Source organism: Photobacterium sp. SP02 (assembly GCF_038519165.1).
Classification (GTDB): domain Bacteria; phylum Pseudomonadota; class Gammaproteobacteria; order Enterobacterales; family Vibrionaceae; genus Photobacterium; species Photobacterium halotolerans.
This window is the reverse complement of sequence record NZ_JASJOJ010000161.1, coordinates 1-546: the sequence shown is the minus strand read 5'-3', so window position 1 is coordinate 546 and position 546 is coordinate 1. Positions and strand designations below refer to the sequence as shown.

At 54.2% G+C, this 546-nt stretch carries 1 protein-coding gene; it reads right to left on the bottom strand.

Features of this window, described 5'->3' with window-relative positions:
* Positions 1 to 546 (bottom strand): Ig-like domain-containing protein (locus P0Y67_RS22760; RefSeq protein WP_342393713.1); only part of this gene is annotated, 546 nt, incomplete at both ends.

The following is a 546-nucleotide window of genomic DNA, read 5'->3' as shown; positions in this document are numbered from 1 at the left end:
TCACCCGATTTCAGAACAGCTTTATCACTGCTGATGCTGACAGTGGGCAGCACGGTATCAACCGTAATCGTTGTCTGCGTGGCCGCAGTGTTGCCATTGCCTGCAGCATCGGTGAACTTGCCGGCAGCGATATTGATCGTACCACTGGTGACATTGACATCTGGGATAAAGGTGGCGCTGTAAGTCGTACCGCTGCCGGTGAAGTTCGATAGCGTGCCCCCCGATACAGCCACATCATCAAACGTAAAATCGCTGCTGATCTCACTAAGGGTTAAAGTAATGGTAGCCGTTTCGCCCTGTTTCAGCGCGGTTTTGTCCGAGTTTATGGTCACAGTTGGCAGTACAGTATCCACGCTGATTGCCAACTGAGAGGCGACTGTGTTCGTGTTTCCTGCAGCGTCGGTAAAGACACCTGCGGCCACATCCACGGTCGCGCCAGCCGTGCTGTTCACATCGGGTGTAAAGGTCGCACTGTAGCTGATGCCGCTGCCGGTGAAGTTCGATAGCGTGCCCCCCGATACAGCCACATCATACGCACCATTAACG